Below are 26,330 nucleotides of genomic sequence, written 5' to 3'. Positions count from 1 at the left end.
GATTGATCGATTCATGGTCCAGCCTCCTCGCTCAGGGTTTCGCCAACGGTTCTTTAACCCCTTGCGGAGCGCGCATGTCTGGCGGTGGGGAAAACTGAATCCGCTGCGCTGTTTCGGTGTGCTCTGGCTTGAAAAAGTCTGCTGGCATCGTCGAACCGAGTTTCCAGTCGCTGAAGGTAACCTGATGCCGGGACTGCTGCGGATCATCGCGAAACACCGCGCGCAGCATGCGCGGCAACTTGTCTTGCACACCGATCCAGGCTTGCGTGAACACAGTGTCACTGGTGTATGCAATGACATCGGTGGTGGTATCGCCCACGACCGTGGACTGGCCGAAGTAAAACGCCGCTCGCTGATATGCCGCCTCGAGCGTCGCATCGATGGTCGGTGGCGCGTCCACTTGCGCCACGGCGCAAAGGCGTAGGCCTGTTCGGACACGTGTTGAACGGCCATCCGTATTGCCGGGTGATCGATCCAGACCTGGTCGTGCGCAAGTTCAATGGCGACGAACATGTTCTGCAGGTGACGGGACGAGCTGGATCAATACTTCGGTTGAAGCTATACCGAAAGGGTTCAGAGTGGGGATGGACCACACGCTCGATTAGCGAGTGAGGAGAACTTCGCGGTGTCGAATCAGCTGGTCATACGCAACATGACCCGTGCCGAACTGGACGAGCTCGTCGGTTGGGCTGCCCGTGAGGGTTGGAATCCCGGCCTTCACGATGCCGAGCTGTTCTGGGCTACGGACCCTGCCGCCTTCATCGCGGCGTCCCGGGGCGGCGAGTTGATCGGCGGCGGTGCCATTACCTCCTACAATGGCGAATTCGGTTTCATGGGCTTTTTCATCGTCCGGCCTGAATATCGCGGTCAAGGTCTGGGCAATACCCTCTGGCACGCACGCCGCGAGCGACTCCTCGCCCGCCTGCGCCCAGGCGCGAGCATCGGCATGGACGGCGTCTTCGCGATGCAGGACTACTACGCCAAGGGTGGTTTCGCTTTCTCCCATCGCAACCTGCGTTTTCGTGCCGAGATCACCGAACGTCCGGCGACCTCGCAGGTAGACGACCTGGACATCGTCCCGTTGACCACCTTCCCGTTCGATCAGGTTGTCGATTACGACCGCACCTGCTTCCCCGCCGCGCGCGCAACCTTCCTGAGCGGGTGGATAGCCCAAGCCGATGCACTCGCCGTGGGTTGCCGGCGCGAGGGCAGGCTAAGCGGCTATGGCGTAGCAAGGCGTTGCCTGGAAGGCTACAAGATCGGCCCCTTGTTCGCCGATGACGCCCTGGCAGCCAATGCCCTCTACGCGCGCCTGGCGGAATTTGCGCAGGGTGGCCCGCTGTTTCTCGATGTCCCGGAGAATAACCCCGCCGCCATGGCGCTCGTGCACCAACAGGGCATGATCGAGGTGTTCGGCTGCGCACGCATGTACCTCGGCCCTCCTCCGGCGATCGCGCACGAACGTGTGTTCGGCGTCACGACCTTCGAGCTCGGCTGATGTCCGCTCGCGACCTCATCGGTTATGGCGGCTGCCCACCCCACCCGCAATGGCCCGGTGAGGCGCGCGTCGCGCTCCAGTTCGTACTCAACATCGAAGAGGGTGCGGAATCATGCATCCTCAATGGCGATGCACAGTCGGAGGCCTGGCTTCACGAGCTGCCGGGCCGCCCGCCACGTGTGGGGGAACCGGACTTGAGCGTCGAGGGCATGTACGAATACGGATCGCGCGCAGGTGTGTGGCGCATTCTGCAGCTGTTCAGCGACCGGGGCCTGCCGCTGACCGCCTTCGCCGTCGGCCGGGCACTGGAACTCACCCCGGCGATTGGCCATGCGCTCTGCGCTGCCGGGCATGAGATTGCCGGGCATGGCTACCGTTGGCTGGACTATCGCGACATGCCAGAAGACCAGGAGCGGCGCCATATCCGCCTCACCCTCGACGTGATCCAGCAGATCTGCGGTAAACGCCCCGTAGGTTGGTACACGGGAAGGGTCAGCCAGAACACCCGCCGCCTGTTGCGTGAGGAAGGCGGGTTTCTCTATAGCTCAGACGCCTACAACGATGATCTGCCCTATTGGCTCCCGGGCTCGCCCGCCCACCTGGTGATCCCTTACACACTGGTCAACAACGACGCCCGCTATCTGCTGCCGAACGGTTTCGCCTGCGGTGAAGACTTCTTCCGGCTGCTCAAGGATGCTTTCGACCTGCTGTGGCAGGAGGGCGCGCAACACCCGAAGATGATGAGCGTCGGCCTGCATGGGCGGATCAGTGGCCATCCTGGTCGAGCGATGGCGCTGGCACGCTTTCTCGATTACGTGCAAGGCCACGACGCGGTGTGGATCTGCCGGCGCGAAGAGATTGCCAGGCACTGGATAGCCCGATTCCCCGCCTGATTGGCAAGGGGTCCGGAACGGTCTGAGCCACGCAGGCGTATCAACATTCGGCACACTCGCCCGTGCGCTGGCCCGAGCCGCGCTCGAGGCGTCAACGCAGACTATTCTTGATCTGGGTAACCGACCGGTCACACCGAAGGAGGTCACTCGTTTATGCACTGTGTCCTTTTCGAAATCCGCCGCGGTTCGATCTGATGCATGAACGCCAATCGATCCGCGCCGTCATCGAGTTCCGATGAACTACCGGTCTGGGGCACGGCCCCAGGCACTTTTGTCTGACACCCTGAAACGGAGACGCCAGCATGAGCACCTTGCAACTTCACCCTGCACTGGACAATGGTATTCAACCCGCCGCCGCGAATTTCGCAGGTGGCACCCTGCAATGCCTGTGTGCGACCGACAAGGTCGTGGTCAGGATCGACGCACAAACCATGCATAACCACGCGTGCGGCTGCAGCAAATGCTGGAAACCACAAAACGCGACATTCGCCGTCATCGCCGTGGTGCCTCGAGATAAGGTCAGCGTCATTGCCCACGGCGAAAAGCTGGAGATTGTCGACGAAACCGCCACCATCCAGCGCCACGCCTGCAAGCAGTGTCACGCCCATCTCTTCGGGCGCATCGAGAACAAGGACCATGCGTTTTATGGCCTGGACTTCGTCCACACCGAGCTTTCGCCACAGAGCGGATGGGCTGCGCCGGGATTCGCGGCGTTCGTGTCCTCCATCATCGAAACCGGCACACCGCCAGCGCAAATGAAGGCTATCCGCGAGCGCCTGCGCTCGATCGGCCTGGAACCCTATGACTGCCTGTCCCCGGACTTGATGGACGCACTGGCGACTCATGTCGCCAAACAGAAAGGCCTGCTCCCCGCCGCCTGATTGATCGGTCGCCGCGGTTTCTTTTCCGGACCGCGGCTCCGATTCATCTTTGATGTTGTGCGCCCCACATAATCAGCTGGGCTGTGGTCATTAAGACAACGGATTATTTCAGTTCTGTACCAACGTGGACGAATGCCTGGGCAGGAACACCTCGGCCAGCATGCAGCGAGCGCTACCGCCACCGATGCGCTCGATGGTGTCGATGTTCACCGGCAACGGCGTAGTGTGAGTTTCGATCAAGCGACGCTGGTCGGCGTCCAGTGATTGCCAGGCGGTGCGCGACATCACCAGCAGCGGTTCGCCCGCTGCGTTGTGCACTTGCAGCATATTGCCGGCGAAGGACTCCAGCTGCGCCCAGTTCAAGGCGATGACCTGTTTGCCGCTGGTTTCGAGTCGGTTACGCAGCGCCGCACGTTCGCCCGGCTGAGGCACGGATGCCAGGCAAACCACCGCCAGGCGGGTGCCGACACTCATCATGACGTTGGTGTGATAAATCGGCACGCCTTGGCGGTCCACCGCGTTGAACGCACACAGCTCATAGCCCAGATGACTGACCAACTGATCCAGTGCCCGGGCGTGGGTGCGGGTCGAGTACCCTGCGTAGCAGATCCGCTGTTGCCGATCCAGGACCATGCTGCCGGTGCCCTCCAGGAAAACCTCCTGCTCTTCGAGGCTGGACAGGTCCAGCACCTGCTCGACCCGGTATTCGCCCAGCAACCCGTCGAGTACCCCTTTGTCCCGTTCCAGACGCCGGTTGTGGCCCTGCATCGGGTACAGCACCAGGGTGCCATCCGGGTGGCTGCTCCACCAGTTGTTGGGGAAGATCGAGTCCGGGGTATGCGGCGCTTCGCGATCGTTATGCACCAGGACTTCAACGCCGTGCCGACGCAACGCGGCGACATAGCCATCGAACTCGGCAAGGGCCTTGAGTTGAACGTCTTCCGCAACGGTTGCCGGACGCTGGAAGCGGTTATTCGCCGCCGTGTCCTGGTTGAAGGAGAAACGTGTCGGGCGAATCATTAAAACCGTATTGGTGGTTTGCATGGGCACAGACTCAATGAGGGTCGAGAGAGGCTCATTGTCTGTTTCGAGGCGGAAAAAACCCGGTTGATAACGGCTATTGCGCTGATGAAAACGGCTGAAGATTCAGACTCCTTCAGCCGATTCGGCAAGGACCACAAACCAAATGTGGGAGCGGGCTTGCTCGCGAAAGCGGTGTGTCAGTTGACATTGATGTGGATGACACACCGCTTTCGCGAGCAAGCCCGCTCCCACAGGTTGAATTGCGTTTGATGCCTATTCCATCGTGGTCTTGACCATCGCCAGCTCCGGGTGGCTGACCAGTTTGTCGATGTGCAGATCCGGGTCGTCAAACCAGACTTCGGTCAACACCCGGTAATGCTCCATGTCACGGCAGCGCATGCGCAGGCTGTAGTCGAATGCGCCACTGATCAGGCGACATTCCAGCACCTGAGGGCAGGCACGGACCTTGGCCTCGAAGGCCTTTTGCGCCGCGCGTCCACTCTGGTTCGACAACGCTACCAACACGAGCAACGACAAGCCAGGCGTCAACTTCTTCTCGTCGAGAATCGCGCCATAGCCGCGAATGACCCCAAGCTGTTCCAGCTTGCGTACCCGTTCCAGACACGGCCTGGGGGTCAGGTGTACGCGCTCGGAAAGCTTTTGATAAGTGATGCGCCCTTCGTGGCGCAACACTTCAATGATTGCCTGATCGATACGATCAAGCACGATCGACAGATCGCGGATATCCGCCATGTACGCCTTGCCTCACTTCAAACGACCCGATAGAAATTGCTGCAAACGTTCACTGTTCGGTCGGTCGAGTATCGTAGCATCACCCTGCTCCTCGACCCGGCCCTGATGCAAGAACAACACCTGGCTGGAGACCTGCCGGGCAAAGCCCATTTCGTGGGTCACCATCAACATGGTCCGGCCTTCTTCGGCCAGCGCCTGAATGACCTTCAGGACTTCACCCACCAGTTCCGGGTCGAGCGCCGAGGTTGGCTCGTCGAACAACAGGATTTCCGGTTCCACCGCCAGGGCACGGGCAATCGCCACCCGTTGTTGCTGCCCGCCCGACAGAAACGCCGGGTACTGATCGGCCACCCGTTGCGGCAAGCCGACTTTGTCCAGATACGCCCGTGCGCTTTCTTCAGCAGCCTTGCGACTCATGCCCAGGACCCGACATGGCGCCAGCACGATGTTCTCCAGCACGGTCAGGTGACTCCACAGATTGAAATGCTGGAACACCATCGCCAGTCGCGTACGCAAACGCTGCAATTGCTTTGGATTGGCAACTCGCATGCCGCCAACGCCCTGACGGGTGAGAACTCGCTCGCCATCCAGAGCAATGGCGCCTTCGTCCGCCCGTTCCAGAAAGTTGATGCAGCGCAGCATGGTGCTTTTGCCCGAACCGCTGGCACCGATCATGCTCACCACGTCCCCTGCCCTCGCGTTTAACGAGACGCCCTTGAGCACTTCATTGTCACCAAAACGTTTATACAGATTTTCAACCGTGAGTTTGTACATGCGAAAACTCCTGGAGCGGCACACTGATCGGCGCCACTCTGGATAAAGAATGGAAGTCAGTGGGCCGGGCCCAGGAAGCTCAGCCAGCGTTTCTCAGCCAGGCGGAACGCACCGACCAGCCCGAACGACAGCAGGAGGTACAGCAGACCGGCAATACCGAAGGCCTGAAAGGTCATGAAGGTCGCGGCGTTGGCGTCCCTGGCGATTTTCAGGATGTCCGGAATCGTTGCGGTGAACGCCACCGAAGTCGCGTGCAACATCAGGATCACTTCGTTGCTGTAGTACGGCAGCGCGCGGCGCAGCGCCGAAGGCAGAATCAGTTGCAGATACAGGCGCCAGCCACTGAGGCCATAGGCATGGGCCGCTTCGATTTCACCGTAGGGAATGCTGCGGATCGCTCCGGCGAAAATTTCCACGGTGTAGGCGCAGGTGTTGAGGGTGAACGCCAGCAAGGTGCAATTCATGGCATCGCGGAAAAACGCTTCGAGCAATGGCTGTGAACGGACCACTGCAATGCCGTAGATCCCGCTGTAGCAAATCAGCAACTGGATATACAACGGCGTGCCGCGAAAAATGTAGGTAAACAGCTGAACCGGCCAACGCAAAACACCCCAGCGCGAGACACGCAAGATCGCCAGGGGCAACGACAGGAAAAACCCCATGGCAATACTCGCCACCAACAACCACAGGGTCATGGCCAACCCGGTGAGGGTCTCGCCGTCGCTGAACAGAAAGGGTTTCCAGTATTCGGCAATCAACTCGATCATCGCGCCATCCCCCGTACACCCTGGTTGTAGCGCCGTTCCAGCACGCGCAAAACGTAGTTCGAAGCACTGGTGATCAGCAGGTAAAGCGCTGCCGCCAGCAACAGGAAATCAAGCATGTTGAACGTGCTTTTGCCGGCCTCCTGCGCGACTTTGACCAGGTCCGACAAACCGATGATCGATACCAGCGCCGTAGCCTTGAGCAGCACCAGCCAGTTGTTTCCGAGGCTCGGCAAGGCGAAACGCATCATTTGCGGGAACACCACGAAACGAAAGCGCTGCCAACGGTTCAGGCCAAAGCACGCGGCGGCTTCCTGTTGACCGCGAGGCACACTGAGAATCGCTCCACGAAAGGTCTCGGTGAAATACGCCCCGTAGATAAAACCAAGGGTGATGATGCCGGCCACGAATGGGTCGATTTCCATGTAGGGCCAGCCCATGGCCTCGGTCAGGGCGCTGAGCCAGCCTTGCAGGCTGTAGAAAATCAGCAGCATCAATACCAGGTCGGGCACGCCACGGATCAGCGTCGTGTAAAAGGTTGCCGGTATATTCAGCAGTTTCAGGGGCGACAGCTTGGCCGCCGCGCCGAGCAGCCCCAGCGCCATGCTCACCAAAAGCGCGAGTGCCGACAGTTTGAGGGTGACCCAGGTGCCGTGCAGCAACAAAGGGCCATAGCCTTGCAGGGCCGAAAGATCGAGCCCCGGAATATTCAGGAAGGAGTTCACGCCAGTCACCTGCTTGAGGCGCCCCGGGCGATGTTTTTCAGCGACCGGGGCGCGGGGATCAGTTGTTGTAGAGGTCCAGATCACCGAAGTGTTTCTGCTGGATCTGCGCGTAGATGCCCTTGTCGTGCAGGGCCTTGATGGCGGCATTGAGCATGCCTTTGAGCTCTTCGTTGTCCTTGCGCACACCAATGGCGATCTCTGACGGCACCAACGGGTCACTGATGCCTTCGCTGTTTTGGAATTCGGCCCCTTGTGGCGAGGTCAGGAAGCTCATCTGTGCTTGCAGCTTGTCCTGGATCGACGCATCGAGACGGCCAAATACCAGGTCGGCATAGACCTGATCCTGATTCTGATAGGCCCGCAGTTTCACCCCGCCCGGCGCCAGTTTGGCCTTGGCGTAGGTTTCCTGAATCGTGCCCTGCATGTAACCGATGGTTTTGCCGCGCAGCGACTCGGCGGTAGGCAGCAGTCCGGAGTTTTTGCGGGTAACGATGGCGGTCGGTCCGGCGTACAGGCGATCGGTAAAGTCGATCTGTTTTTTACGCGCGTCGGTAACGGTCATCGAAGATTCGATGGCATCGAACTTGCCGGCCTTGAGCCCCGGAATCAGCCCGTCGAAGTCATTGCTGACCCACACACAGGTGAGCTTCAGCTCGGCACATATTGCATTGCCCAGATCCACGCCGAAGCCCTGAACCCCGCCATCGGCCGTGGTGGATTCAAAAGGTGGATAGCTTGGGTTGACGCCAAATCGCAGCTCCTTCCATTCCTTGGCACTGGCACCCGTGGTGCAGCAGAGCAACGCGAGTGCCGGCAAAGTCAGCCATTTGATGTTCATCTTCTAGAGTCCCGGATTATTTTGATTTATCGCGATCCGGCGCCTGCGTCGGACCACATTTTTTTGACAGGGGCAGAGAGTCGATGCGGTCTTCACCGCAGCCGTTTTTGTTGTTGTATTCGACTGGAAGCAGCCAGTCGTCGGAGTTGCACTCCATCTCAAACAGCGATCAACAAGCGCTTGAAACGGACCGCCAGAATGCCAATTGCCGGGAGGGTGCTGGTGTCGTATCCCTACGCTCAAACAGCGTGCCTGTGCTGAACGACGGACTTTTACAGCCGATTCTGTCGTCTGCTCCAAGTCACTGTTTCTCCACTTGATGGGAGCGGAACAGGAAATGCGAATGTCTTTGTGGCGTTCTTTATTTGCATAACGATGCTTCGTGAAGCACATCGCGCTTGAGCCGTGCGAGCGAGGTGCGACTGGTAAGTGTCACTCGGCCGATTCCGCTGTGCGCCCTCTGTTTTTCGACTTCTCTCGCTGTGTCCAGGGTCAGTATTGGCCGAAATCTTCTCGCCATTGCCTCGACAATAGGTCCGTTGCAAACACATGGACCGCCTCCTGAGTCTCAGCCGCCAAAGCGCAAGGTCGTCCAGACCGGCACACAAAAAAAAGCCCAAAGGAACCCAATATGACCCGTTACATTGACGTCAATGATCTGAGCCGTCTCGTCCAGGAAAAAGGCTTGCCTCGGTGCCTGACCGAAATGGCCGAGTACATCCGTCAAGACTACGTACGCTGGCCGGATTTCGAAAAATGCGCGCGCCTGGCGAACCACTCGCCGGAGGGTGTCATCGAGCTGATGCCCGTGTCTGATGCCTCGCTCTACGCCTTCAAGTATGTCAACGGACATCCAAAAAACACCCACAATGGCATGCTGACGGTCATGGCGTTTGGTGCACTGGGAGACGTCGATACCGGCAAGCCTGTTTTACTGAGTGAAATGACGCTGACTACCGCCATTCGCACCGCTGCCACCTCTGCGCTCGCGGCCCGCTACCTCGCCCGACCGGACAGTCGCCGAATGGCACTTATCGGCAACGGCTCACAGAGCGAATTCCAGGCCCTGGCATTTCATACCTTGCTGGGTATTACTGAAATCAGCCTCTACGACATCGATCCTGCGGCAACGGCGAAGCTGGTAGCCAACCTGCGGGCCTATCCCGCCTTACAGGTGACTGTCGCCAAAACCGTCGCTGAAGCCGTACGTGGCGCCGATATCGTGACCACGGTCACGGCCGACAAGGCCTACGCAACGATTTTAACGCCTGAGATGATCGAGCCCGGGATGCACCTCAACGCAGTGGGCGGCGATTGCCCCGGCAAGACTGAACTACACCGGGACATCGTGGAGCGTGCGCGAGTCATGGTTGAGTACGAGCCTCAAAGCCGAATTGAAGGGGAAATTCAGCAGATGCCCGCCGACTCTCCGGTTATCGAATTCTGGAAAGTCATCACTGGTCAGACCCCAGGTCGCCAGCATGCCGAGGAAGTCACCTTGTTCGACTCGGTCGGCTTCGCCATCGAGGACTACTCCGCCTTGCGCTATGTGCTGGATGTTGCAAGAACGCTCAACATTGGCAGCGACATCCAGCTGGTGCCAGAGCTGCAGGATCCCAAGAACCTGTTCTCGCTGCTGCTGCCTTCAGCAAACGACGATGTAAGGCTTCGAGCCTAATACCACTCGTACTTCTAAGTGTTCACCTGGCGGCCCCTTCGGCTTCCCCCCCCCAACGCAGGGGGGGCAGCAAAAACCCAGCGTCGTTATTTTCAACTCATGACAATCCGTTGCGCCCTTCACGTTCGCGAACAGGTGAGCCTATGAAAATAATAATAATGCTGTGTGTCATTGCATCGCTGACCGCCATGCTGGTAACCATCACCCCGATCAAGGAAGTCTGGCTGCAATCGCGTTATCTGGCCGACGATCCGTGCAAGTCTTATCCATACACCTGCTTCAGGCCTGCGGTGAGTTTCGCCTCGCTGCACTGACCGCTCTCAGCCGCGACCGACACCTGACCGGGCGCGAAACTGCGCCGGTGTGACCCCGTGGGCCGTCTTGAAGGCGGCTGTCAGGTGACTTTGTGAACTGAAACCACACTCCAGCGCTACATGCAGGATGGGCAGGTCGGTTTGCATGAGCAGTTCACGCGAGTGCTCGAGCCGCAGGTGCATCACATACCGGTGGGGGGCAATGCCCATGGCATTGTCGAACAGCCGGCGAAAATGCGCCGGGCTGACCCCGGCCCGGGTCGCCAACTGGTTGATCGACAAGTCTTCGGCCAGGTGTTCGCGCATGTAAGCCACCACCGATTGCAGACGCGCCAACTGAATATGCGGCGGGTTGATCGAGCCCGGGGTCTGCATGCGTAGCGCACGGCACACCTGTTCGAGCATCACGGCCGCCAGCCGCGCCATGAACCCCTGGTCGGCCTTGTTTCCCAAATTCAGCTCATCGAGCAACTGCCGGGCCGCCGCACTGACCAGGGCGTCGCTGAAGGCCAGCGGTGCCTGGGTCCTGGCACAGCATTCCAGCAACCGGCCAAACACACCGTCACAGCGCTCGGGAATGTAGAACACCGCGAAGTCCACGCTGCCCGAGTAGCGCCAATGGGTTGCGCAGTGGGCCGGCATCAGCATCGACATGCTAGGCAATGTGCTCAGGCGCGACGTCTCGTCCGTGCCCTCTTCCACCCGCGAACCACCGAATTGAGTGAGCAAGGTCATGACCCCCACCGGGGCCATGTCGAGGTCTGTCTCGTGCAGAAAATAGCGCTCGGCATACAGCGGCATCTGGTTGCACACCGGGCCACCGACCATGGGCAGTCCCAACACTTCATGGACTTTCTGTTGTGGCGTCACTGGTGCTCCTCGATGAGCATATTTTGACAAATATGCCCCCTTTTCCAGTGAGTTGTCGATCCCGGGAAGAACAATCATGGCGTCCATGTTCCAGCCCCCACGCGGTCGATTGCGTGGGTTCGTTCCTTCCCCGGATGAGCAAGCGCCAATGATCACATTACATGACACCTTGCAGTTGCCCGCCGTTGGCCTGACTGGTTTTGAAACGCCATTGAGCGAAGACGAAGCGGCCATCCAGCAATCGGTGCATCAGTTCGCCAGGAATGTGTTGCGCCCGGTCGGCCAGGCCCTCGACAAGATGGAAGCGGCCGATGTCTGCGCGCCCGGCTCGCCCTTCTGGTCGGTGTTTGCCCAAGCGTCACAGTTGGGTCTGGACCCTGAACTGCTGACGCAGTTTCCCGCCGAAACCGCCGTGCGCCTGGAGTCGCTGATTGGCGAGGAAATGGGCTGGGGCGATGCCGGCCTGGCCGTTTCCCTGGCGGTAGCCGGCTTCCCGCTGCGCATGGCAAAGGCCGTGGGCAATCAGGAGCTGGTGGAACTTTGCCAGGGCAAGATCGGCTGCTGGATGATCACTCATCCGGACAAGGGCAGCGACATCATGGTCTATGACATGAAGCGCGAATGGCCCCACGGCCAGTCCGGCAACAAGGGCACCCTCACGGCCAGAGTCGGCAAGGACGAGATCGTCCTCAACGGCCAGTGCTCGGCCTGGGTCTCCAACGGGGCCGTGGCGCAGGTGGCGCTGGCCTACATCACCGCCGACTATGGCGACGGCTTTTTCGACGCCGACGGCCGCCCCAACGGCGTCGCCGTGATCGTGCCCCTGGACCTGCCCGGCGTATCGCGCGGCAAGCCGCTGGACAAGATCGGCCAGCGCTCGCTGCCCCAGGGCGAAGTCTATTTCGACAACGTGAAAATACCGGCGCGCTTCGCCATCGCCGGCAAGGATCAATACTACGGCAACCAGTCCTCGGCCTGGTCCTACGCCGGTACGCACATGTCCCAGGTGTTCACCGGTGTGGCGCGCGCGGCGTTCGAAATGGCCCTGCAGTACTGCCATGAACGCAAACAGGGCGGTCAGTTGCTGATCGACCATCAGCTCACGCGCTATCGACTGGGTGACATGCTGCGTCAGGTCGAACTGGCACGCGCGGTGGCCCGACGCTCCCTGGCGTTCGCCCGCCTGTCGCCGCATAGCCATCCCTACGCCACGGCGTCGGCCAAGGTGACCGTCACTGAAGCCTGCATGAAGGTCGCCAATGAAGCGCTGCAGCTGTTCGGCGGTGCCGGTACTTCCCGTGAATACCCGATCGAAAAGATTTTCCGCGATTCCCGCGCCGCCCTGATCGAAGACGGCGAGAACTCCATCATCACGATGCGTGTTGGCCTGCTGTGCCAACAGCTTTATGCCGAAGGCTGGTCGCAGTACTGACCCCGGCTATCACCCCCCCAACCTTTCAAAAACAAGAGAGACACGAAAATGGCTAAATATCCCGTCGTCGTTTATGGCGCCAGCGGCTACACCGGCATGCTCACCATGGACTGGCTGATCGACCAGAACATCCCTTTCACCGCCGTGGCACGCAATGCCGGACGCGTGCACGAGATGATGGCCCAGCGCGTGGTGCGCCTGGAGTCGGCCACCTATGAAGTCATCGAAGCCGAACACACGGTCGAGGCGCTGACCGAGGCGTTCCGTGGCGCCAAGGTGGTCTGCAACACCGTCGGCCCGTTCGTCAAATTCGGCCTGACCACCGTCGAAGCCGCGCTCAAGGCCGGCTGCCATCACCTGGATACCACCGGTGAGCAAAGCTACATGCGCGAAGTGCGGGAGAAGTTCGGCCATCTCTATGCCCAGGCCGGCCTGCTGGTCTCGCCGTCGCTGTCCTACATGTTCACCTACGCGGAAATTGCCGCCGAACTGGCCCTGGAAACACCGGGCATCGACGCCCTGGAAACCTCGACCCTGTGCCGTGGCCCGCGTGGAGTCGGTGCCGGTGTGACCGTGGGCTCGACCGCCTCCATCTTCGAGATGTATCGCGCCGAGCAATGCTACCTGTGGGAGAAGAAACTGGTCCCGCACGCCGTCGGCACCTCCTTCAGCATTCCTTCGCCCGAGTTCCTGCAGCCGGTCTTCGCCCTGCCATGGGGCGGCACCTCATTGCCGGTGTATTTCGAGAACGACCCGCGCGTGCGCTCCTGTGTTTCCTGCGTCGGCTTCTACGACAACGACGTGATGAAGATGGTGCATGGCCTGGGGCAGAAGTGGGACGCCGAATACAAACACCTGCCGGCAGAGCATCAGGATGAAGTTCTCAAGCAGATCGTTCAGTCGACCACGCCGAGCATGCCACCGCGCGAGCGCACCACCACCGTGCGCATGGTCGACACCGCCATCGGCCGGGGCCAGCTGTCGGCCGTGCGTGCCACCGTGCATGGCACCACCGCCTACATCGCCACCGGAGCCTTGCAGGTTGCCGCCGCGATCAAGTTGATCGATGGCGAAACCGACAAGGTCGGCTTCGCTTCCGGCTCCAAGGCGTTTGGGCATCGCTACCTGCTGGGCTTCCTGGAAGAGCGCGGCCTGGCACGAGCCACGGTCACCAAGCTCTGATCGACGGCACGGGAGCCCTTCATGGCCATCATTGATTTCTACGACCGCGGCTGGGGTTTGAACCCGGACGGCATCGCCTATATCCAGGGCGCGCGGTCCTACACCTTCGACGAAGTCGGTGCGTTGTCCTGTCGCATCGCCAACACCCTGCTGGCCCTGGGCTTGCCCAAGGAAACCAAGGGCGCGGTTTGGTCGGCCAACGACGTCACCGCCTGGGCCTGCACCCTGGGCCTGTGGCGCGCCAACATGACCTGGATACCGGTCAATGCGCGCAACTCGGCACAAGAGAACCACTACATCCTCGATGCCTTCGATTGCGAGGTGATGTTCTACCAGGACGAGTTCGCCGCGATCATCGACGACTTGCGTCCGTCGCTGCCTAAGGTCCGGCACTGGGTCTGCATCGATGCCGAAGGTCGCGATGCGCCGTCGCTGCAACGCTGGAGCGCGGAGCAACCCTCGACTCGTCCTGAAGTCGGCTACGACATGGACGACGTGATCATGCTCTCGCCCACGGGCGGCACCACTGGCATGCCCAAGGGGGTGATGAATACGCACCGCAGTACGCAAACCTTCATCGCCCACTTCATGCTGGCTTGCGCCTACCGCAATGGCGAGACACCGGTGAACCTGGCCGCCGCGCCCATGACCCACACCGCAGGACTGCTGGCCGTGCCGTGCACCGCTCAGGGCGGCACCGTGGTGGTGGTGACCAGGCCCGACCCGGCGGTGATGCTCGGCGCCATCGCGCAGCACAAGGTCACCGAGTTTTTCCTGCCGCCGACGGTGATCTACAAGCTGCTGGAAATGCCCGGCATCGAGACGATCGATCTGTCCTCGGTCAAGTACCTGATGTACGGCGCTGCCCCCATGTCGGTGCAGAAACTGAAAAAGGCCATCGAGGTGTTCGGCCCGATCATGGCCGGCGGTTACGGCCAGACCGAAGCGCCGGCCAGCATCGCCTTCCTGCGCCCCGACGAGCACCTTGTCGACGGCAAACTGGCCGGCGACGAGCGCCTGTCATCGGTCGGCCGTCCCTACCCGCTGATCCGCGTGGAGGTGATGGACGATGAGCACCGGATCCTGTCACGCGGTGCCACCGGCGAGATCTGCGTGCGCGGCGACCTGGTCATGAAGGGCTACTACAAGCAGCCGGACAAGACCGCCGAAACCCTCATCGACGGCTGGCTGCACACCGGCGACATCGGCCACATCGACACCGAAGGCTACCTGCACCTGACCGACCGCAAGAAGGACATGATCATTTCCGGCGGCTTCAACGTGTACCCCAGCGAAGTCGAGCAAGTGCTGTGGAGCCATCCGGCGGTACAGGACTGCGCGGTGATCGGCGTTCCGGACGAGAAATGGGGTGAAGCGGTCAAGGCTGTGATCGAGCTTAATCCCGGTCAGAGCGTCAGCGCCCAGGCACTGATCGATTTGTGCAAGGAACGGCTGGGCCACGTCATGGCGCCCAAGTCGGTCGACTTCGTCGACAGCCTGCCGCGCAGCCCGGTAGGCAAGGTGTTGAAGAAAGACCTGCGCCAGCCTTATTGGCAAAACCTGGATCGAAAGATCTAACGCCTGTAACCGGCCCTGGCCTGCGTTGGCGACTTCGTCCGGCGCAGGGCCCGGGTCCCCCGATTGCTTCGCCTGACTAATCACAAGGAATTTTCATGAGCACCGTCTATATCGCCGGCATCGCCATGACCGTCTTCGGCCGACACCTCGAACGCAGCCTCGATGACCTGGCGCGCGAAGCGCTCAATGGCGCATTGCAGGATGCCGGGTGCCGCACCGAAGACCTGGGCATCGCCTTTTATGCCGGCATGACCAATGGCCCGCTGCAAGGCCAGATCGCCATTCCCGGCCAGGTCGTACTGAGCAAGGTCGGCATCGAAGGCATCCCCATCTACAACATCGAAAACGCCTGTGCCTCGGGCAGTGCCGCCTTCAATCTGGCCGTGCAGAGCCTCAAGGCCGGCACCACCGACGTGGCGCTGGCGATCGGTGCCGAGAAGATGAACATCGCCGACAAGCTCAAGGCCCTCTCGATTTTCGAGGCCGGCTGGGACATCTCCCGCGCCGAGCAGAACTACCAGACCCTGGTGCAAATGGGCGAAGGGGTCGAAGTGCCCGAAGGCAGTGAGTCGGACAAACCCTACAGCAAGTTCATGGCCATCTACGCTGCGATGTGTCGACACCACATGAGTACCTATGGCACCACGCAACGGCAGATTGCCGCAGTGTCGGCGAAGAACCATACGCACTCGGTGCACAACCCTTACTCGCAGTTCCGGCGGCCTTTCAGCATCGAAGAGATCCTGGCGGCGCCACCCATCACCTATCCGATCACCCTGCCGATGTGCGCCCCACTGTCCGACGGCGCTGCCGCCGCCATTCTCTGTACCGAGGAAGGCCTCAAGCGCATCGGCGCCGACAAGACCCGTTGCATCAAGGTCGCGGCCAGCGTCATCCGCAGCTTCAGCAACCGCCGCCTCGACCAGCCCGAACTCCACGTCGGGCGCCTGGCCGCCAACCTGGCCTATGAACAGGCCGGCCTCGGCCCCCGGGACATGCACGTGGCCGAAGTGCACGACGCCTCGGCCATGGGTGAAATCATCCAGGTGGAGAACCTCGGCTTCGTCGCCCCCGGCGAAGGCGGCCCGGCCGCCGAACGTGGCGAGTTCACCCTGGGCGGGCGGCTTGCGGTCAACACCTCCGGCGGTCTCGAATCCAAGGGCCATCCGCTGGGCGCCACCGGCATCGGTCAGCTCTATGAACTGGTGACCCAGTTGCGCGGCGAAGCCGGCAAGCGCCAGGTCGAAGGTGCGCGGCATGCCATTCAGGAAAACGGCGGCGGCCTGCAGGGCGTCGAAGAAGCGGCGGTGGCGATTCACATCCTGAGCAAGTAGCCGCCCCCCCTGCCAAGAAAGAGGTAGCCAAGATGTTCAATAACAAAGTGGTGGTGATCAGCGGCGCCGGCTCCGGTATCGGCCGCGAACTGGCTGTGCAACTGGCCCGGGAGGGAGCGCTGCTGGCGCTCTCGGACATCGACCGTTCGAGCCTCGATGCCACCCTGGGCCTGCTCCCTGAAGCGAGCCAGGCCCGGGGCTACACGCTGGATGTTTCGTCCTGGTCGGCATTCCAGAACCACGCCGAAGACGTCATGCGCGATTTCGGCACGGTTCACTACGTCATCAACAATGCCGGCGCCACGGTGATCGGCACCGTGGCCAACACCAGCATCGAAGAATTCGAGTGGCAACTGGGCATCAACCTGTGGGGCGTGCTGTACGGCACCAAGGCCTTCCTGCCGAAGATGCTGGCCCAGCGTGAAGGTTGCATCGTCAACATTTCCAGCGTGTTCGGCCTGCTCAGCTTCCCCACGCAAAGCGCCTACAACATGTCGAAGTTCGCCGTGCGCGGCCTGACCGAATGCCTCTGGGCGGAACTCAGGGGCAGCGGTGTGCGCGCCATCTGCGTCCACCCTGGCGGCATCAAGACCAACATCGAACGGGCCGGCCGGCGCTGCAAGGCCGCAGGCGCGGAGGAAGCGAAGTTCGCCCGCCTGGCCGACAAGATGCTGCAGACCCCGCCCGCCGACTGCGCCGCCGACATCATCCATGGCATGCGCAACGGCAGCCGCCGGGTCATCACCGGCAACAAATCCAGCACCCTGTTCTGGCTGAGCCGATTGTTCCCCAACAGCTACCCCGCCCTGCTCAGGCTGCTGGGCTGATCCTTGTCTGACCCTATTGAGGAGTACTCCATGTCCAACGCTTACGCCCGCAACCTGTTCAGTATCGCCGCCGGCTTCAACATCCTGGCGGGCCTGCCCTTGCTGGTGGCCACGCAGCCGGTGGCCCAACTGATGGGCTTGCAGATGACCCCGACCGCAGGCCTGTTCATCCAGATCACCATGATCGTGGTGCTGATGTTCGGCTGGGCCTACTGGATGATCAGCCGCGACCCGGTGCGCTATCGCCCCTACATCGTGCTGGGGATCGCGCTGAAGATCCTCGTGGTCGCGGTCATCTCCAGCCACTGGCTGGCGGGTACCATTGCCTGGCCGCTGCCGGCACTGGCGGCGAGCGACATCATCTTTGCCCTGCTGTTCTGGCGCTACCTGAGCAGCACCCGTTCGGCGCAAGCCCTCACGCAATTGCACTGATTCAACACCACGCGCATCGCCCACCCCCCTCGTCGCCGGGGGGGTAATTTCTGCCCGCTCCCGCACGATGCCACTCAGAACATCCACCTGCCGCCAACGGCCCATCCGAGGAGCACCACCATGCTGTATGAAAGCATCGATACCGCCGCCATCAACGCCGACGACCTGCCCTGGGTGCCTTTCGCGCCTTACAACGACGAGGTGTTCATCAAGTACATCAAGTGCGATCCGGTGCGCGGCGAGGTCATTACCCTGCTCAAGGCACCCGCCAGCATGACCCTGCCCAAGCACCACCACTCCGGCACCGTGATCGTCTACACCATCAAGGGTGGCTGGAAGTACCTCGAGCACGACTGGATCTCCACCGAAGGTGGCGTGGTGTTCGAGACGGCCGCCACCAGCCATACGCCCATCGGCCTGCCCGAGCACGGCGACGAGGTGATCACGTTCAACGTCACCCTGGGCGATCTCATGTACATGGACGAAAACGACAACATCGTTGCCATCGAGAACTGGAAGACCAGCGTGCAGCGCTACCTGGCCTACTGCGAGGCCAACGATATCCAGCCCAAGGACATCACCAGTTTCTCGGTCTGACCGACGCCCGGCGCCCCTCCCCGAGAGGGGCGCCCCACTCACTCCGCCAACAACAAGAACAGGAGTCTTCCATGATTCAGAAGTTTGCGCGCTCCGGGCATTTCACGCTGAAGGTGAGCATGCTGCTGGCAAGCTCCGTCGCCTGCGCCCAGGACACCCTGCCCTTCACGCCGACGCCTTCGGCCAGTACCGCCGGGCCGACCTTGCAGGATTCCCATCATCAGAAACGCCAGGCTCAGTCCCACGTGCCGGCCGATGCCCCGAATATCCTGGTGATCATGCTCGATGACGCCGGCTTCGCCCAGGCCGACACCGTTGGCGGCGCTATCCACACCCCGACCCTGAGCCGGGTGGCCGACAGCGGCGTGCGCTACAACGCCTTCCATACCACCGCCATCAGCTCGGCCACCCGCGCCGCCCTGTTGACCGGACGCAATCACCACCGGGTCGGCAATGGCGTGATCGCCGAACTGGCCACCGATTGGGATGGCTACACCGGCAAGATTCCCAAGAGTTCGGCGACCATGGCCGAAGTGCTCAAGCAATACGGCTACAGCACCGCTGCCTTCGGCAAATGGCACAACACGCCAACCTCGGAAACCACCGCCACCGGACCTTTCGACAGCTGGCCGACCGGCTATGGCTTTGAACACTTCTATGGCTTCATGGCCGGGGAAACCTCCCAGTACGAGCCGCGCCTGTACCGCAACACCACACCGATCGAACCGCCTCGCGACCCCAAGTACCACCTCAGCGAAGACCTGGCCAACCGCGCGGTGAACTGGCTGCAGGACCACAAGACTTACGCCCCGGACAAACCCTTTTTCATGTACTGGGCTCCGGGTGCCGTGCACGGCCCGCACCAGGTCAACGCCCAATGGGCCGACAAGTACAAGGGCAAGTTCGACGGTGGCTGGGATGCGTATCGCGAGCAGACCTTCGCCCGCCAGAAAGCCATGGGCTTCATTCCCAAGGATGCCAAGCTGACCCCGCGTCCCGCCGAACTGCCGGCCTGGGACAGCCTCGACGCCGGGCAAAAGCAATATCAGGCGCGTCTGATGGAGGTTTACGCAGGCTTCCTCGAGCATGCCGATACCCAGGCCGGGAAGATCCTCGACGAACTGGAACTCGAAGGTAAACGCGACAACACCCTGATCTTCTACGTCCTCGGTGACAACGGTGCCTCGGCCGAAGGCATGGAGGGCACCATCAACGAACTGCTGGCGCAGAACGGCATTCCGGTGCCCAAGGAGCAGCAGCTCAAGGTGCTCAATGGCAGCTACGGCGGCCTGTCGGCCCTCGGCGGCCCGAAACTCGAGAGCATGTACAACGCCGCCTGGGCCTGGGCGGGTTCAGGACCCTTTATCGGGACCAAACTGGTGGCGGGCTACTTCGGCGGCACGCGCACGCCGATGGCGGTCTCCTGGCCCAAACAGATCAAGGCCGATGCCAAGGTCCGCGGACAGTTTCACCACGTCAACGACATTGTCCCGACGGTCTACGACATCCTCGATATCAACGCCCCCAAGGTGGTCAACGGCGTCGAGCAGGACCCGATGGACGGTGTCAGCCTGCGCTACACCTTTGCCGATGCCGATGCGAAATCGCGCAAGCCCCCACAGTACTTCGAAGTGCTCGGCAGCCGGGGCATCTACAAGGACGGCTGGATCGCCTCGGTATTCGGCCCGCGCAAACCTTGGGTGCAAGGGTTTGCCCAGTTCATGGGCTGGAACCCGGACAACGACCAGTGGGCGCTGTATGACCTTGGCAACGACTACTCGCAAGCCACGGACGTGGCTGCCAGCCACCCGGAAAAACTCGCTGAGCTGAAGGCCGAGTTCGATACCCAGGCCAAGGCCAACCATGTCTACCCGATCGGCGCCGGTCTGTTTCCCTTCATGAACCCGGATGTACGCCCGGGTACCGACAAACGTGAATGGAATTTCAGCGATCGCACCCAACGCTTCCCGGAGTTCACCGCACCCAACCTGCGCAACCGCAACAACCGGGTACTGGTGACGGCCGAAGTGCCGGCCAATGCCAGTGGCGTGCTGTATGCAATGGGCGGGATCGGTGGCGGTGTCAGCCTGTACCTGGACGATGGTTTTCTGGTCTACGAGTACAACGCACTGGCTATTGCCCGGGTCAAGCTGCGCTCGAGCGAACGCGTACCGGCCGGTAAAGCCAGCATCGAAGTGTTGACCCAAATGAGTACGACCAAACTGGGCGCGCCGGCCAACCTCAGCCTGCGCCTGGGGGGGCAAGAAGTCGCCAGCGGAGTGACGCCGTTCACCCCGGCGTTCACCTTCACCGCCAGCGAAACCTTTGACGTGGCCCAGGACCTCGGCTCGCCGGTTGCCCTGGATTACTTCGACCGCGCGCCGTTCGCTTTCAACGGCAAGGTCGACGACGTGCATGTCGCTTACTTGCCCTGAACCATTGCCCTGCCCAGGAGATACCCATGGCCACCACCGAACTTAAAAACAAGAAAGTCCTGATCACTGGCGCCGCTTCCGGCATCGGTCGCGCGGCGGCCCTGGCATTCGCCCGCCGAGGCGCCCGGATCATTGCCACCGACATCAATCTCGTTGCGCTCAGGCAGGTGCAAATGGACGTCGAAGCCCTCGGTTCCCGCTGCACCATCCATCAGCTCGATGTCTCCAGCAGCGAAGCCGTGAGGGAACTGGCCGAGAAGCTCCATGCCTCGTTCGGGGCGCTCGACGTGCTGATCAACAACGCCGGCATCGGTTACCTGGGCCAGTTCCTGCAAAGCGACCTGGCCCACTGGCAGCGGGTGCTGGACATCAACGTGATGGGGGTGGTGCATGGCTGCTATCACTTCATCCCGCAGATGCTCAAGGCCGGCGGAGCGCGGCATGTGCTCAACGTCGCGTCGGCGGCCGGCCTCTATCCGTCGCCGACGATGGCGGCCTATGCCGCCTCCAAGCATGCGGTGTTCGGGTTCAATGAAGTGCTGAAGATGGAATTGGCCGACAGCGATATCTGCGTGACCACGGTCTGTCCCGGCATCATCAATACGCCGATCACCCATGCACGCAACAACGTCTCTCCCTCGGTCGACGAAGCCCAGCTCACGCGACTGCATAAGTACTATCAGACCAAGGGCTGCGGGCCTGAGGTGGTCGCCGAAGGCATGGTCCGCGCCGTGCAAAAGAGCCAGGACCTGTTGCTGGTCGGCCCCTTTGCGAAGGTACTGTTCCACCTCCGTCGCCTGTCCCTGGGCATGTTGCGCCGCTTCGTGCTGAACGATGCGCGCAAGGTCGGGTTTCTCTGATGGCGAGCGCTTCTCCCGTCGTGCAAGGGTTGCACTTGATGGCCAAGCCGGTCGGCCCTATCTGCAACCTAGATTGCAGCTACTGCTTCTACCTGGAAAAGGAGCAGTTGTACCCGCCCAGAGAACGCTTTCGCATGTCCGACGAGGTGTTGCGCGCGTACATCCAGGGTTACATCGCCGCGCAACCCAGCCCCGAAGTGGAGTTCACCTGGCAAGGCGGCGAGCCGACCTTGCTGGGCCTGGATTTTTTCCAGCGGGCGGTGACCTGCCAACACGAGTTTGGCGCTGGCAAGGTCATCCGCAATACCCTGCAAACCAACGGCACCCTGCTCGATGACGAGTGGTGTGCCTTTCTCGCCCGCGAGGGTTTCATGGTCGGCCTGAGCCTCGACGGGCCGCGTGAGGTCCACGACCTCTACCGGCCGGACAAGCGTGGTCGCTCCAGTTTCGATGCGGTCATGGCTGGCCTGAACCTGATGAAGAAACACGGGGTGCAGTTCAACGTGCTGGTCACCGTGGCCCGCGACGTGGCGAACCACCCGCTCGAAATCTATGGTTTTCTCAAGGCCCAGGGTGTGCGGCATATCCAGTTCAACCCGGTGGTCGAACGCCTTCCGGGTGCGGCGGACGTCAAGCAGGGCCTGAGTTTCGCCACGCCGCCGGAGCTGCGCCTGCATGCCGTGGACGAACCCGGGGTGGTCACGGCGCAAAGTGTCGAACCCGAGCGCTATGGCGATTTTCTCATCGCCATCTTCAACGAATGGGTACGCCATGACGTCGGCGACATCCATGTGATGAACTTCGAATGGGCCCTGGCGGCCTGGTGTCAGCTGGCACCTTCGGTCTGCCTGTTCAGCCCGCGCTGCGGCAAGGCAGCGATCGTCGAACATGACGGCAGCGTCTATTCCTGCGACCACTTCATGTACCCGGAATATCGGTTGGGCAATCTCAATGAAGATGACCCGGCCACCCTGCTCGCCTCCCCGGCCCAGCAGGCGTTCGGCGCGGCCAAGGAAACGACGTTGCCGACCTTGTGCCGACAATGCGACTACCGTTTCGCCTGCCACGGCGAATGCCCGAAAAACCGGTTCATGACCGCGCCCAACGGCGAGCCCGGGCTGAACTACCTGTGCCCCGCCTACAAGAAATACTTTCGCCACCTGACGCCCTACATGAACGCCATGGCCCAGCTGATCAGCCATGGCCAGCCCGCTTCGCTGATCATGCAGGCCTTCGACGGGCCGCTGATCGTGCCGCTCAAGCCCGCGCGATAATGGGTTGGTGTTCTGTGGGAGCGGGCTTGCCCGCGAAGGCGACCTGACAGGCGACCCGGGAATTATTGACTGAGTACATATCCATTTCTACGGTAATAGCCACCGGCGGTTACCGCAGGAATGGATATGTACACCCTCAAAATTTACATCGCCTGACACTCAACCTTCGCAGGCAAGCCAGCTCCCACAGGGGCCAGGTACATGCGCCAAAATCAGGTCGACTGGCGGGCCGCCTTCGCGAGCAAGCCCGCTCCCACAGGGGATCAGGGGCACCCGCGAAATAACCTCAACAGTTCAATCGCATTCGCGAGCAGGCTCGCTCCTACATTGGGTTCGCAGACAGTCCCCGCAATCAGGTCGGCTATCAGGCCGCCTCGTTTTGGCTTTGGCTTTTGATCTTCTTGCCCCCTCGAGAGGCCATCCATGGCCGGCGGCGGGCTCTGTAGGAGCGAGCTTGCTCGCGAAAAACCTGAGAGCACCGCGGGGTGTCAGGCTCCCCGCATCATCGTTGACCTCCATCACGACACTCAACCTTCGCAGGCAAGCCAGCTCCCACAGGGGCCTGGTACATCCGCCAAAATCAGGTCGACTGGCAGGCCGCCTTCGCGGGCAAGCCCGCTCCCACAGGGGCTCAGGGGCACCCGCGAAATCACCTCAACCGTTAAATCGCCTTCGCGAGCAGGCTCGCTCCTACATTGCGATCGCAGACAGGCTCCGCAATCAGGTCGGCTATCAGGCCGCCTCGTTTTGGCTTTGGCTTCTGATCTTCTTGCCCCCTCGTGAGGCCATCCATGGCCGGCGGCGGGCTCTGTAGGAGCGAGCTTGCTCGCGAAAAACCTGAGAACACCGCGGGGTGTCAGGCTCCCCGCATCATCGTTGACCTCCATCGCGAGCAAGCCCGCTCCCACAGTGGGTACGCAGACAGGTCAGCGAGCCTTCCTGAGCAAGAAGTGCGACAACGCCGGTATCAGCACCAGCGCACCGATCATGTTCCAGATGAACATGAAGGTCAGCAAGATGCCCATATCCGCCTGGAACTTGATCGGCGACCAGGCCCAGGTGATGACGCCCGCCGCCAGGGTGATGCCCACCAGAGCGACCACCTTGCCGGTGAACGCCACCGAGTTCTTGTAAGCCTCGGTCAACGACAGGCCGGCACGCTGCTGAGCCAACTGCACGCTGAGCAGGTACAGCGCGTAATCCACGCCGATCCCCACGCCCAGGGCGATCACCGGCAAGGTGGCCACTTTCACGCCCATGCCAAGAAAAACCATCAATGCCTCGCAGAGCACTGAAGTCAGCATCAACGGCACCACCGCCACCACGACCGCACGCCAGCTACGGAAGGTAATGAAACACAGCACGATCACCGCGCCATACACGTACAACAGCATGGTGCGATTGGCCTCGCGGACCACGATGTTGGTCGCAGCTTCGATCCCCGCGCTACCGGCCGCGAGCATGAACTGGCGTTCATCGTTGCTGTGCTTGCGAGCGAAGGCCTCGGCGATACTGACCACATGTTCGAGGGTTTGCGCCTTGTGGTCGGCGAGGTAGGCCACCACCGGCATCATCGAGCAGTCGCTGTTGAACAGTTCAGGGTTGTTCACCGAGGCCTGCTGCGCGCCATAGTTGAGTACGTCCTGATTGCGCGCGATGGTCAGCATCTTCGGGTTGCCTTCATAGGAACCCGCGGTGATTTGCCGTACGGCGTTGACCAGCGACACGGTGGTCTGCACCCCCGGCTGCTGTTGCAGCAACCAGCCGAGACGGTCGGCCTCGACCAGGGTCTCGTACTTCAGGCAACCCTCGCTCGCGGTCTTGACCATCACGGCGAACTGGTCGCTGGACAGCGAGTAGTTGTCGGTGATGTAGGCGTTGTCGCGATTGTAGCGGGAGTCTGCGCGCAGCTCGGGCGCACCCGGGTCAAGGTCGCCGATCTGCAGCTGGGTACTGACCATGAAACCGCCCGCCGCCAGCAACCCGGCGACGATCAACGCGACGGTGGCCCAGCGGCGCTCGGTGAAGCGGTCGAGCAGGCTCCACAGATTGCCCAACCCCTTGCCGCGCAATTCCTTGTGCTCCTGACGCAGGCTGCGCGCCGCCTTGCGGCTGACACCGCAATACGACAGCAGCACCGGCAACAGCACCAGATTGGTAAAAATCAACACCGCCACACCGATGCTGGCGGTGACGGCCAGGTCCTGGATCACCGGGATGTCGATCAGCATCAGCACGGCAAAGCCGACCGCATCGGCGAGCAAGGCCGTGAGCCCCGCCAGGAACAGGCGGCGAAAGGTGTAGCGCGCCGCGACCAGTTGGTGTGTGCCGCGCCCCACATCCTGCATGATGCCGTTCATCTTCTGCGCGCCATGGGACACGCCGATGGCGAACACCAGGAACGGCACCAGGATCGAGAATGGGTCGAGCGCATAGCCCAACAGCGCGACCAGTCCCAACTGCCAGGCCACGGCGATCACCGAGCAGAGAATCACCAGTGTCGTGCTACGCACGCAGCGGGTGAAGACATAGATGATCGACGTGGCGATCAGCGCAGCAGCGCCGAAGTACATCATCACCAACACCAGGCCGTCGATCAGGTCGCCAACCAGCTTGGCGAAACCGATCACGCGGACTTTGATCGGGCCCTTGCCCTCTTCGCCCCGGGCATGGGCATCGCTGGCGCCTGCGAACTCGTACTTGTTACGCAATTGCTCTTCGAGCACCCGCGAGAAAGCGTGGTAGTCGATGGCCTGGCCGGTGACCGGATCGTTCTCCAGCAGGGGCACGAAAATCATGCTCGATTTGAAGTTGTTGCCCACCAGGCTACCGACGATGCCGGATCGGGCAATGTTCAAGCGCAGCTGTTCGACGCCCTTCGCCGAGCCGTCGTAGGCATCGGGCATCACCGGCCCGCCGCGAAACCCCTCTTCGGTCACTTCGGTCCAGCGCACCGCCGGGGTCCACAGCGACTTGACCCAGGCGCGGTCCACGCCCGGGGTCACGAACAGGGTGTCGTTGATCTGCTTGAGCACATCGAGGTATTGCGGGTCGAAGATATCGCCTTCGGTGTTTTCCACCACCACCCGCACCGCATTGCCGAGCCCGCGCAAGGACTGGCGGTTTTCCAGGTAGTTCTGAATGAACGGCTGGCTTTGCGGCAGCATTTTTTCGAAGCTGGCAGTCAGGCTCAGGCGAGTGGCCGCGAAGTAGCCGAGCAGCACGGTGATCACCAGGCAACTCAGTACCACCAGCAGGCGGTTGTTGAAGATCAAGCGTTCGAGCAGGTTGCCGGAGCGGGCGTCGAAGCCCTTGAGCTCCCGCACCACCGGCATCGTATCGAGTTCGTAGGTACCCATATCGTGTCT

The 26,330-nt window shown here is 61.5% G+C and carries 24 protein-coding genes; 15 read left to right on the top strand and 9 right to left on the bottom strand.

Going from position 1 to position 26,330, the window contains the following annotated elements; all coding sequences use genetic code 11:
- Nucleotides 1–31 precede the first annotated feature (31 nt).
- The gene (locus ACEN8Z_RS16160; RefSeq protein ID WP_495594846.1) at nucleotides 32–400 is read right to left on the bottom strand and encodes a DUF2092 domain-containing protein; all 369 of its coding nucleotides are present in this window, start codon (nucleotides 398–400) and stop codon (nucleotides 32–34) included.
- A 225-nt stretch (nucleotides 401–625) separates the two neighbouring features.
- Here ACEN8Z_RS16160 and ACEN8Z_RS16155 point away from each other — a divergent pair, with 225 nt between their 5' ends.
- The 3 genes from ACEN8Z_RS16155 to gfa all read left to right on the top strand — a co-directional run bounded on the left by ACEN8Z_RS16155 (nucleotide 626) and on the right by gfa (nucleotide 3,272).
- Nucleotides 626–1,498: a GNAT family N-acetyltransferase gene (locus ACEN8Z_RS16155; protein WP_495594845.1), complete on the top strand. Its 873-nt coding sequence runs from the start codon at nucleotides 626–628 to the stop codon at nucleotides 1,496–1,498.
- Nucleotides 1,498–2,391, top strand: a complete 894-nt coding sequence (gene puuE, locus ACEN8Z_RS16150; protein WP_495594844.1) for an allantoinase PuuE — start codon at nucleotides 1,498–1,500, stop codon at nucleotides 2,389–2,391. Before ACEN8Z_RS16155 ends, puuE begins: the two co-directional genes overlap by 1 nt.
- Nucleotides 2,392–2,693: 302 nt before the next feature.
- On the top strand, nucleotides 2,694–3,272 hold the full coding sequence (gene gfa, locus ACEN8Z_RS16145; protein WP_495594843.1) for an S-(hydroxymethyl)glutathione synthase: 579 nt from the start codon (nucleotides 2,694–2,696) through the stop codon (nucleotides 3,270–3,272).
- 108 nt (nucleotides 3,273–3,380) lie between these two features.
- Here the strand turns inward: gfa and ctlX are convergent, their stop codons facing one another.
- The 6 genes from ctlX to ACEN8Z_RS16115 form a co-directional block, all read right to left on the bottom strand.
- A complete protein-coding gene (gene ctlX / locus ACEN8Z_RS16140) occupies nucleotides 3,381–4,316 on the bottom strand; it encodes a citrulline utilization hydrolase CtlX (RefSeq protein WP_495594842.1) in 936 nt (311 codons plus the stop codon).
- A 252-nt stretch (nucleotides 4,317–4,568) separates the two neighbouring features.
- A complete protein-coding gene (locus ACEN8Z_RS16135; RefSeq protein WP_007974731.1) occupies nucleotides 4,569–5,048 on the bottom strand; it encodes an Lrp/AsnC family transcriptional regulator in 480 nt (159 codons plus the stop codon).
- Nucleotides 5,049–5,060: 12 nt separating this feature from the next.
- On the bottom strand, nucleotides 5,061–5,822 hold the full coding sequence (locus tag ACEN8Z_RS16130) for an ABC transporter ATP-binding protein (RefSeq protein WP_007986657.1): 762 nt from the start codon (nucleotides 5,820–5,822) through the stop codon (nucleotides 5,061–5,063).
- 56 nt (nucleotides 5,823–5,878) lie between these two features.
- The gene (locus ACEN8Z_RS16125; protein ID WP_007997303.1) at nucleotides 5,879–6,589 is read right to left on the bottom strand and encodes an ABC transporter permease; all 711 of its coding nucleotides are present in this window, start codon (nucleotides 6,587–6,589) and stop codon (nucleotides 5,879–5,881) included.
- A complete protein-coding gene (locus tag ACEN8Z_RS16120) occupies nucleotides 6,586–7,311 on the bottom strand; it encodes an ABC transporter permease (protein WP_495594841.1) in 726 nt (241 codons plus the stop codon). Before ACEN8Z_RS16120 ends, ACEN8Z_RS16125 begins: the two co-directional genes overlap by 4 nt.
- 58 nt (nucleotides 7,312–7,369) lie before the next feature.
- Nucleotides 7,370–8,149 (bottom strand): transporter substrate-binding domain-containing protein, encoded by a 780-nt coding sequence (locus ACEN8Z_RS16115; RefSeq protein ID WP_495594840.1) that lies wholly within the window; start codon nucleotides 8,147–8,149, stop codon nucleotides 7,370–7,372.
- 631 nt (nucleotides 8,150–8,780) lie between these two features.
- Here ACEN8Z_RS16115 and ocd point away from each other — a divergent pair.
- Nucleotides 8,781–9,827, top strand: coding sequence for an ornithine cyclodeaminase (gene ocd / locus ACEN8Z_RS16110; RefSeq protein WP_495594839.1), 1,047 nt, complete (start codon nucleotides 8,781–8,783; stop codon nucleotides 9,825–9,827).
- A 143-nt stretch (nucleotides 9,828–9,970) separates the two neighbouring features.
- A complete protein-coding gene (locus ACEN8Z_RS16105; protein ID WP_495594838.1) occupies nucleotides 9,971–10,141 on the top strand; it encodes a hypothetical protein in 171 nt (56 codons plus the stop codon).
- A gap of 6 nt (nucleotides 10,142–10,147) precedes the next feature.
- On the opposite strand, the gene ACEN8Z_RS16100 is transcribed toward ACEN8Z_RS16105, so the two are convergent.
- The gene (locus tag ACEN8Z_RS16100; RefSeq protein ID WP_495594837.1) at nucleotides 10,148–11,011 is read right to left on the bottom strand and encodes a helix-turn-helix domain-containing protein; all 864 of its coding nucleotides are present in this window, start codon (nucleotides 11,009–11,011) and stop codon (nucleotides 10,148–10,150) included.
- Nucleotides 11,012–11,159: 148 nt separating this feature from the next.
- Here ACEN8Z_RS16100 and ACEN8Z_RS16095 point away from each other — a divergent pair, with 148 nt between their 5' ends.
- The 10 genes from ACEN8Z_RS16095 to ACEN8Z_RS16050 all read left to right on the top strand — a co-directional run bounded on the left by ACEN8Z_RS16095 (nucleotide 11,160) and on the right by ACEN8Z_RS16050 (nucleotide 22,962).
- Nucleotides 11,160–12,443, top strand: a complete 1,284-nt coding sequence (locus tag ACEN8Z_RS16095; RefSeq protein WP_495594836.1) for an acyl-CoA dehydrogenase family protein — start codon at nucleotides 11,160–11,162, stop codon at nucleotides 12,441–12,443.
- A 48-nt stretch (nucleotides 12,444–12,491) separates the two neighbouring features.
- Nucleotides 12,492–13,625: a saccharopine dehydrogenase family protein gene (locus tag ACEN8Z_RS16090; protein WP_495594835.1), complete on the top strand. Its 1,134-nt coding sequence runs from the start codon at nucleotides 12,492–12,494 to the stop codon at nucleotides 13,623–13,625.
- Between the two features lie 21 nt (nucleotides 13,626–13,646).
- Nucleotides 13,647–15,203, top strand: a complete 1,557-nt coding sequence (locus tag ACEN8Z_RS16085) for a class I adenylate-forming enzyme family protein (RefSeq protein ID WP_495594834.1) — start codon at nucleotides 13,647–13,649, stop codon at nucleotides 15,201–15,203.
- A gap of 95 nt (nucleotides 15,204–15,298) precedes the next feature.
- Complete coding sequence (locus tag ACEN8Z_RS16080) at nucleotides 15,299–16,537, top strand: thiolase family protein (RefSeq protein ID WP_495594833.1); 1,239 nt, start codon at nucleotides 15,299–15,301, stop codon at nucleotides 16,535–16,537.
- Between the two features lie 32 nt (nucleotides 16,538–16,569).
- Nucleotides 16,570–17,364, top strand: a complete 795-nt coding sequence (locus ACEN8Z_RS16075) for an SDR family NAD(P)-dependent oxidoreductase (protein ID WP_495594832.1) — start codon at nucleotides 16,570–16,572, stop codon at nucleotides 17,362–17,364.
- A 30-nt stretch (nucleotides 17,365–17,394) separates the two neighbouring features.
- Nucleotides 17,395–17,796 (top strand): hypothetical protein, encoded by a 402-nt coding sequence (locus ACEN8Z_RS16070; protein WP_495594831.1) that lies wholly within the window; start codon nucleotides 17,395–17,397, stop codon nucleotides 17,794–17,796.
- 120 nt (nucleotides 17,797–17,916) lie between these two features.
- Nucleotides 17,917–18,393 carry a 2,4'-dihydroxyacetophenone dioxygenase family protein gene (locus tag ACEN8Z_RS16065; RefSeq protein ID WP_007998330.1) on the top strand — a complete coding sequence of 159 codons (477 nt, stop codon included), beginning with the start codon at nucleotides 17,917–17,919 and terminating at the stop codon, nucleotides 18,391–18,393.
- Between the two features lie 71 nt (nucleotides 18,394–18,464).
- Nucleotides 18,465–20,828, top strand: a complete 2,364-nt coding sequence (locus ACEN8Z_RS16060; RefSeq protein WP_495594830.1) for an arylsulfatase — start codon at nucleotides 18,465–18,467, stop codon at nucleotides 20,826–20,828.
- A gap of 26 nt (nucleotides 20,829–20,854) precedes the next feature.
- Entirely contained in the window at nucleotides 20,855–21,688 is an 834-nt protein-coding gene (locus ACEN8Z_RS16055; RefSeq protein WP_495594829.1) for an SDR family NAD(P)-dependent oxidoreductase, read from the top strand.
- Nucleotides 21,688–22,962: an anaerobic sulfatase maturase gene (locus ACEN8Z_RS16050; RefSeq protein ID WP_495594828.1), complete on the top strand. Its 1,275-nt coding sequence runs from the start codon at nucleotides 21,688–21,690 to the stop codon at nucleotides 22,960–22,962. Before ACEN8Z_RS16055 ends, ACEN8Z_RS16050 begins: the two co-directional genes overlap by 1 nt.
- 926 nt (nucleotides 22,963–23,888) lie before the next feature.
- On the opposite strand, the gene ACEN8Z_RS16045 is transcribed toward ACEN8Z_RS16050, so the two are convergent.
- Nucleotides 23,889–26,321: an efflux RND transporter permease subunit gene (locus tag ACEN8Z_RS16045; RefSeq protein WP_495594827.1), complete on the bottom strand. Its 2,433-nt coding sequence runs from the start codon at nucleotides 26,319–26,321 to the stop codon at nucleotides 23,889–23,891.
- Nucleotides 26,322–26,330 lie beyond the last annotated feature (9 nt).

It is taken from the genome of Pseudomonas sp. Pseusp10 (assembly GCF_059492225.1).
The sequence above is the reverse complement of the archived record's forward strand: the minus strand, read 5'-3'. Positions and strand labels throughout refer to the sequence as shown.